This is a genomic window from Mycobacterium sp., from assembly GCF_046095365.1.
In the GTDB taxonomy this organism is placed as follows: Bacteria; Actinomycetota; Actinomycetes; order Mycobacteriales; family Mycobacteriaceae; genus Mycobacterium.
The window spans coordinates 1-7,637 of sequence record NZ_JBJTJF010000211.1 but is presented as its reverse complement, the minus strand read 5'-3'; the positions used below and the strand labels follow the sequence as shown (position 1 = coordinate 7,637).

General features: G+C 67.9%; 7 protein-coding genes and 2 tRNA genes. 3 read left to right on the top strand and 6 right to left on the bottom strand.

Translation table 11 applies throughout. The features are described 5' to 3' along the window. On the top strand, positions 1–119 hold a 119-nt coding region (locus tag ACKOQ4_RS16885; protein ID WP_526293742.1), incomplete at its 5' end, for a formate dehydrogenase accessory sulfurtransferase FdhD. Here ACKOQ4_RS16885 and clpX read toward each other — a convergent pair. The 5 genes from clpX to ACKOQ4_RS16860 all read right to left on the bottom strand — a co-directional run bounded on the left by clpX (position 116) and on the right by ACKOQ4_RS16860 (position 4,595). Further along, positions 116–1,393, bottom strand: a complete 1,278-nt coding sequence (gene clpX, locus ACKOQ4_RS16880; RefSeq protein WP_526293741.1) for an ATP-dependent Clp protease ATP-binding subunit ClpX — start codon at positions 1,391–1,393, stop codon at positions 116–118. The genes ACKOQ4_RS16885 and clpX overlap by 4 nt on opposite strands. Before the next feature lie 190 nt (positions 1,394–1,583). Beyond that, entirely contained in the window at positions 1,584–2,243 is a 660-nt protein-coding gene (gene clpP2, locus ACKOQ4_RS16875) for an ATP-dependent CLP protease proteolytic subunit ClpP2 (protein ID WP_526293740.1), read from the bottom strand. Further along, positions 2,236–2,820: a ClpP family protease gene (locus ACKOQ4_RS16870; protein WP_526293739.1), complete on the bottom strand. Its 585-nt coding sequence runs from the start codon at positions 2,818–2,820 to the stop codon at positions 2,236–2,238. Before ACKOQ4_RS16870 ends, clpP2 begins: the two co-directional genes overlap by 8 nt. Before the next feature lie 112 nt (positions 2,821–2,932). Continuing rightward, entirely contained in the window at positions 2,933–4,483 is a 1,551-nt protein-coding gene (tig, locus tag ACKOQ4_RS16865) for a trigger factor (RefSeq protein ID WP_526293738.1), read from the bottom strand. Positions 4,484–4,521: 38 nt separating this feature from the next. Further along, positions 4,522–4,595, bottom strand: a tRNA-Pro gene (locus ACKOQ4_RS16860). Positions 4,596–4,718: 123 nt separating this feature from the next. Here ACKOQ4_RS16860 and ACKOQ4_RS16855 point away from each other — a divergent pair. After that, positions 4,719–4,792: transfer RNA gene (locus ACKOQ4_RS16855), tRNA-Gly, on the top strand. Between the two features lie 56 nt (positions 4,793–4,848). On the opposite strand, the gene ACKOQ4_RS16850 is transcribed toward ACKOQ4_RS16855, so the two are convergent. Then, complete coding sequence (locus tag ACKOQ4_RS16850) at positions 4,849–6,498, bottom strand: flavin monoamine oxidase family protein (RefSeq protein ID WP_526293737.1); 1,650 nt, start codon at positions 6,496–6,498, stop codon at positions 4,849–4,851. Positions 6,499–6,725: 227 nt separating this feature from the next. Between ACKOQ4_RS16850 and ACKOQ4_RS16845 the strand changes: the two genes are divergently transcribed. Beyond that, positions 6,726–7,637: serine hydrolase domain-containing protein (locus tag ACKOQ4_RS16845; protein WP_526293736.1), on the top strand; the 912-nt coding region annotated here is incomplete at its 3' end.

Sequence of the window (7,637 nt, the reverse complement as noted above, 5' to 3'; positions counted from 1 at the left end):
CGCTCGCGGTAGACCTGGCCGCACAGTCCGGCCTGACCCTGGTGGCGTTCCTTCGCGGTGACTCGATGAACATCTACACCCGCGCCGACCGGGTCACCTGGCTGCAAGCAGAACGCTAGGCGGTCTTGTCCCGGCGTTCGTTGCGCGGCACCTTGCGCGGCACGATGGTCGGCAGAACATTATCGAGCACGGTCTCTTTGGTGACGACCACCTTGGCGACGTCGTCGCGGCTGGGGATGTCGTACATCACCGGCAGCAGGACTTCCTCCATGATGGCGCGCAGGCCACGTGCCCCGGTGCCGCGGTGGATGGCCTGATCGGCGATGGCCTCCAGGGCGTCCTCGTCGAACTCCAGTTCCACCCCGTCCATCTCGAACAGCCGGGTGTACTGCTTGACGAGCGCGTTCTTCGGCTCGGAGAGGATCTTGACCAGGGACTCCTTGTCCAGGTTGGTCACCGAGGCCACCACTGGAAGCCGGCCGATGAACTCCGGGATGAGGCCGAACTTGATCAGGTCCTCGGGCATCACCTCGGCGAAGTGGTCCTGGGTGTCGATCTCGGCCTTGCTCTTCACCTCGGCGCCGAAACCCAGGCCGCGCTTGCCGATCCGGTCGGAGACGATCTTCTCCAGGCCCGCGAAGGCACCGGCGACGATGAAGAGCACGTTGGTGGTGTCGATCTGGATGAACTCCTGGTGCGGGTGCTTGCGGCCGCCCTGCGGGGGCACCGAGGCCTGGGTGCCCTCCAGGATCTTCAACAGGGCCTGCTGCACGCCCTCGCCGGAGACGTCGCGGGTGATCGACGGGTTCTCGCTCTTGCGGGCGATCTTGTCGACCTCGTCGATGTAGATGATGCCGGTCTCGGCGCGCTTGACGTCATAGTCGGCAGCCTGGATCAGCTTCAGCAGGATGTTCTCGACATCCTCACCGACGTAGCCGGCCTCAGTCAGGGCGGTGGCGTCGGCGATGGCGAACGGGACGTTGAGCATCTTGGCCAGGGTCTGGGCCAGGTAGGTCTTGCCGCAGCCGGTGGGGCCGAGCATCAGGATGTTGGACTTGGCCAGCTCCACCGGCTCGGAGCGGGGGTCGCGCTTCTCCCCGGCCTGGATGCGCTTGTAGTGGTTGTAGACCGCCACGGCCAGCGTCCGCTTGGCGGTGTCCTGGCCGATGACGTAGCTCTCCAGGAAATCCCGGATCTCAGCGGGCTTGGGCAGTTCGTCGAGCTTGACGTCGTCGTTGTCGGCCAGTTCCTCTTCGATGATCTCGTTGCAGAGGTCGATGCACTCGTCGCAGATGTACACACCGGGGCCGGCGATGAGCTTCTTGACCTGCTTCTGACTCTTTCCGCAGAACGAGCATTTAAGCAGGTCACCGCCATCTCCGATACGCGCCATGGTGGGGGTCCTACTTCCTTCGCCGTCGATCTCGCCGTGTCCTACCGCACGCCTGCTGCCGGTCTGCCTCGACGCTACCCGCAACCTCTGCCGGGGTGCGACTGATATCCGCCGAGAAGCCCAACATATCCCCTGACCGGCACTTCCGCGGTGTGGCGCGCAGCGCCGGTGTTTCCGGCGTGTCGCGCAATCAGGCGTTCTGGGCGGACAGTTTCCGGTAGCTCAGCACGGTGTCGATGATGCCGTACTCCTTGGCCTGCTCGGCGGTCAGGATCTTGTCGCGGTCGGTGTCCTTGCGGATGATCGCGGCGTCCTTGCCGGTGTGGCGGGCCAGGGTCTCCTCCATCAGGGTGCGCATCCGCTCGATCTCGGCGGCCTGGATCTCCAGGTCGGAGAACTGGCCCTGGATGACCCCGGACAGCGACGGCTGGTGAATCAGCACCCTGGCGTTGGGCAGCGCCATCCGCTTGCCCGGTGTTCCCGCGGCCAGCAGCACCGCAGCCGCCGAGGCGGCCTGCCCCAGGCACACCGTCTGGATGTCGGCGCGCACGTACTGCATGGTGTCGTAGATCGCCATCAGCGAGGTGAACGAGCCGCCGGGAGAGTTGATGTACATGGTGATGTCGCGGTCTGGATCCAGCGACTCCAGCACCAGCAGCTGGGCCATGATGTCGTTGGCCGAGGCGTCGTCCACCTGCACCCCGAGGAAGATGATGCGCTCCTCGAAGAGCTTGTTGTACGGGTTGGACTCCTTGACACCCCAGCTGGAGTGCTCGATGAACGACGGCAGGATGTAGCGCGCCTGCGGAGTGAGCCGGGGATCCGAGTGGAAGGACGTGCGATCAGGCATTGGAGGCTCCAGAGATGTGCGCGCGGGTGATGACGTGGTCGACGAAGCCGTACTCGAGAGCTTCCTGGGCGGTGAACCAGCGGTCGCGGTCGGAGTCGGCCTCGATGCGCTCGATGGGCTGACCGGTGAACTCGGCGTTGAGCCGGAACATCTCCTTCTTGATCAGCGCGAACTGCTCGGCCTGGATGGCGATGTCGGCGGCCCCGCCGGTGATGCCGCCCAGTGGCTGGTGCATCAGGATCCGGGCGTGCGGCAGGGCGTACCTTTTGCCCTTGGCGCCGGCGGCCAGCAGGAACTCGCCCATCGAGGCGGCCATGCCCATGGCGTAGGTGGCGATGTCGCAGGGGGCCAGCACCATGGTGTCGTAGATGGCCATGCCGGCGCTGATCGAGCCGCCCGGGGAGTTGATGTACAGCGAGATGTCCTTGGTGGGGTCCTCGGCGGCCAGCAGCAGGATCTGGGCGCACAACCGGTTGGCGATGTCGTCGTCGACCTGGGACCCCAGGAAGATGATGCGCTCGGCCAGCAACCGCTCGTAAACCGAGTCCTGGAGGTTCAGCCCTATCCCGGAACGCATGTGGCTCACCCTTACCTGCTTTCGTTCGACCGCTTCAACTGACGCTCTCACTGACCCTAACCAACCCGGTGCCGGTAGCCATGCCGGCGGCGGCGGTCTTTCGCTGTCGGCGTTACTCCGCCTCGGCCTTGTCCGGCTTCGGCGCCTTCTTGGCAGGCGCCTTCTTGGCCGGCGCCTTCTTGGCAGGCGCCTTCTTGGCAGGCGCCTTCTTGGCCGGCTCCGGCGCAGCCTCGCCCTCAGCCTTCGGTTCGGGCGCGGCCTTCTTCTCGGCCTTCTTCTCGGCCTTCTTTGCAGCCTTCTCGGCCTTCGGCTTGGCCTCGGCGTCCCCCTCGGACTCCGCCTCCGGCGAGCCGAAGAACTCCGTGGTGTCGATCAGCGCTCCGGTGGTGTCGGTGACCGTCGCCGCCTCGACCACCGCCGCCACCGCCAGCCCGCGCCGCACGTCGGCGAAGACCACCGGCAGCTGGTTGTTCTGCTGGAGAAGGCCGACGAGCTGCTGCGGCTCGATTCCGTACTGGCGCGACATCAGCATCAGCCGCTCGGACAGGTCGTCCTCCCCGACCTGGATGTCCAGATCGTCGGCGATGGCGTCCATCAGCAGCTGGGTCTTGACCGCCTTCTCGGCCGCCTCGCGGTTCTCGTTGTCGAACTTCTCCCGCGAACTGCCCTGGGCCTCCAGCGCCTCGGCGAACTTGTCCTCGTCGTGGTCGAGTGCGTGGATCGCGTTGTGCAGCGCGGAGTCGACCTGCGCCGCGACGATCGCCTCGGGCAGTGGCACCTCGACCAGCTCGAGCAGGGTCTCCAGCGCGGTGTCCCGGATCGTCTCGGCCTGGTGGATCCGCTTGATCCGGCGGACCTGATCGGTCAGGTTGTCCCGCAGCGCGTCGAGGGTGTCGAATTCGCTTGCCAGCTGGGCGAATTCGTCATCGGCCTCGGGCAGCTCCCGCTCCTTGACCGACTTCACCGTGACCGTGACGTCGGCGTCCTCCCCGGCGTGCTCGCCGGCGACCAGCTTGGTCGTGAACGTCGTCGACTCGCCCTCGGACAAGCCGATGATCGCCTCGTCGAGACCCTCGATCAGCTGGCCGGAGCCGATCTCGTGCGACAACCCCTCGGCGCGCCCGTCGGGGATCTCCTCGCCGTCGACCTTGGCGGCGAGGTCGATCGAGACGAAGTCCCCGCTCTGCGCGGGCCGCTCCACACCCTTGAGGGTGCCGAACCGGGCCCGCAGGGCCTGCAGCTCGGCGTCCACCTCCTCGTCGGTGACCTCGATCGCGTCGACCGAGAGCTTCAGCGCGCCGAGGTCCGGCAACGCGATGTCGGGACGGACGTCGACCTCGGCGGTGAACACCAGTTCCTCGCCGTCGGAGATCCGGGTGACCTCGATCTCCGGCTGTCCGATCGGACGCAGTTCGGTGGTGGTCAGCGCCTCGCTGTAGCGGGTGGGCAGCACCTCGTTGACGACCTGCTCGAGCACCGCGCCGCGGCCCACCCGGGCCTCCAGCAGCCGGGCCGGGGCCTTGCCCGGGCGGAATCCGGGAAGCCGGACCTGGCGGGCGAGCTGCTTGTAGGCGCGGTCGAAGTCGGGTTCGAGTTCCGCGAAGGGCACCTCCACGTTGATCCGAACCCGGGTCGGGCTCAGCTTCTCGACGGTGCTCTTCACGGTGGTGCTCCTCGTTCTCGTGGGTGTCGGCGGGCGTGTCGGGGTGACAGGATTTGAACCTGCGGCCTTCCGCTCCCAAAGCGGATGCGCTACCAAGCTGCGCTACACCCCGCTGCTGTGGACTCTCGCGCGATCCTACGGCCCGGCAGCCCCGAATCCGAACCCGGCCGCCCCAGGCCGGGTTCGATTGGATTCAGACCGGTCCGCGCCGGTACATTTGGGCTCGCGCAAGCACGCGGGCGTAGCTCAATGGTAGAGCCCTAGTCTTCCAAACTAGCTACGCGGGTTCGATTCCCGTCGCCCGCTCCACCAGGCCGCCCCGCCGGCGGCGTTGCGGGCCGTAACCGCAGCTCAGGCCGCACGGGCTAGTAGCTGGCGACTTCCCTGGCGCAGCGCTCGCCGGACTGGACCGCGCCGTCCATCGTCCCGCGCTTCGCATAGACCGCCGTGTGCTCGCCGGCGAAGTGAACGGAGCCTTCGCGGCCGGCCTCCGCCCCCCCGATGGTGGTGAAACCACCCGGCCCGTAGAAGGAGTAGGAACCCTTCACCCACGGATCCGCCGGCCAGTTGTCCAGGTAGAACTGCCCGCTGATCTCCCGGGCGCTGGCGCCGGCCCACAGCTTGTCGATGGCGGTGTTCGTCTCGGCGATCACCGCGGGCGACGCAAGCCCGTGCGCCGGCGCGGATCCGTAGTTGCGGTTGTTGAGCGCGAGCAGCCACGCCGGGGCCTTGGCTTGGTAGCTGGCCTGCCAGGTGGCCCCGGTGGCCAGCTCCGAGACCGAATCGCCGCTCTGCTTGGCGTCGGCCCACGGCCGGCCGCTGAACTGGATGTTCAGCTTGGCGTTGGTCCCCATCTTCTCGTTCTGGATCGCCCGTAGCTTGACAGCCGAGAAACCGGCCCGGCTGCAGTCCACGGTCCGCAGGATCGAGAACGGGATTCCCAGCACCACACGGTCGGCCACCACATCCTTGTTGACGGCGCCGGTCCCGAAGGTCAGCGTGTAGGACTTGTCGGCGTTGAGCCGAATCGCCTTCAGCTGCTGGCCCAGCCTGACCGTGCCGGCCGGCAGTCGCGCGGCCAGGGCGGTCGCGAGGGTGTCATTGCCGCCGGGAACCGCGTAGCGCTCGTCGTAACCGGCTTGCGGTCCCCAGAACCCGCCCTCTTCGAGGATTCCGTGCAGGGAACTCGTGACCTCGGCAGGACCGCCGTACTCCTGGGCGAAGATCGCCTTGAGGTAACTCCTTGCGTTCGGGTCCGTCGTCGACGCGTCTATGTAGGACGCCAGCGACTGGGCGTCTTTGATCTTGGCCCAGGCGTTGGAGGACGCGTACGTCGGAATCGTCTTGCCGATCTTGGCCCAGTCCCGGCCGCACTGGTCGTAGAACGCCGCGGTCCCGGCGGCCAGTGAGCTCCACGGGACCTTCTTGCCGCCGAAGTAGTAGAGGTCCTCGGCGTTCGTGTAGTTGAGAAAGGCGTCAACGAGCGGTCCGAGGCTCAGCTCGGCCACCAGGTTTCTGATCGTCGCCTCGTTGGAACTGATGCCGGAGGCGCCCGCCTCGGTGTACTGGCCGGCGGACCCGCTGCGGATCGTGCGGGCGCGTCCGCCGACACGTTCCTGCGCTTCGTAGACCGCGGGCACCCAGCCCTTGAGTTTGTAGATCCGGTAGGCGGCGGTCAGCCCCGCGAACCCGGCTCCGACCACGACGACTCGCGGCGCGGTGGCCGCGCCGGCACGCGGAGCGAATCCCCCCATAGCGGGCACCGCGGCGGCCGCTCCGAGCAGCGCGGCGCGCCGGAGGAAGTCCCGTCGTCCGACACCCGCCTGCAGCATCGCCGCAAACTCGCGCCGGACGTCCTCCAGTTCGGCGGACCGCTCGAGGGACAGCGCCAGCCTTCGTGCGTAACGCTCCTCGCGGCCTCCGAACACCTCGTCGAACGGAACGCGGCTCGATCGCGCAACACGCTCGGCCGCGCGCATCCGAAGCATCAGTTGCCTGAATCCGTCAACGGCCACGCGGGCTCACCTTTCACGCCGACGGCGCCGGCTGGATCCAGGCGAGTATGGCGTTGCAGCAGGTCAAATCGGTCGCGACACGCGCGGTGAGCCCGGGGTCACGACACGGTCGCGGATCAGCGGCGATTCGACTCGCAGCTTCTTTCGGTACCGTGGCGGCCGTAGATTCGGGGTCGGCCCGGCGTCCGCAACTCGCGGGGCGGCTCTCGGCAGGAGGCGGCCAGACAATGACACCCGGCATCGAGGCTCCGCCCGTCAACGGCCACTGCGAGGCCAGGTTCGCCGCGGTCCGCACCGCCTTCGAGCGCAACTTCACCCACGACGCCGAGGTCGGCGCCGCCGTAGCGGTCTGGGTCGAGGGCGATCTGGTGGTGAACCTGTGGGGCGGTCACTCCGACGCGGCCCGCAGGCGCCCCTGGCGGGAGAACACCCTGGCCAGCGTGTTCTCCGGCAGTAAGGGACTGACGTCCACCTGCGTGCACCTGCTGGCCGACCGCGGCGAGATCGACCTGGACGCTCCGGTGGCCCGGTACTGGCCGGAGTTCGGCCAGGCCGGCAAACAGGACATCACCGTCGCCATGGTCCTCGGGCACCGTTCCGGGGTGATCGGCCCGCGCGCCCGGATGCACTGGAGCGAGGTCACCGACTGGGACCGGGTGTGCGACGCGCTGGCCGGCTCCGAACCCTGGTGGGAGCCCGGCACCGCGCAGGGCTATCACATGGTGGCCTTCGGTTTCGTCCTGGGCGAGGTGGTGCGCCGGGTCACCGGCCGCACCCTCGGGCAGTACCTGCGCACCGAGATCGCCGAGCCGATGGGCATCGACGTGCACATCGGCCTGCCGGCCGCCGAGCACGAACGCTGCGCGGAGATGATCAACAAGCCGCACATCCGCGACGTGCTGGCCAACGGCGGGGCCCCCGGACACCCGGAGTCGCTGGCCGAACACCCGATGGCGGCGCTGTCGGTCGCGATGGGTTTCGTGCCCGACGACGAACTGGGCTCCAACGAGCTGACCGCCTGGCGGGCGGCGGAATTCCCCGGCACCAACGCCCACGTGTCGGCGCTGGGACTGGCGACCTTCTACAACGGGCTGGCCCAGGAGAAACTGCTGTCCCGCGAGCACCTGGAGCGGGTGCGG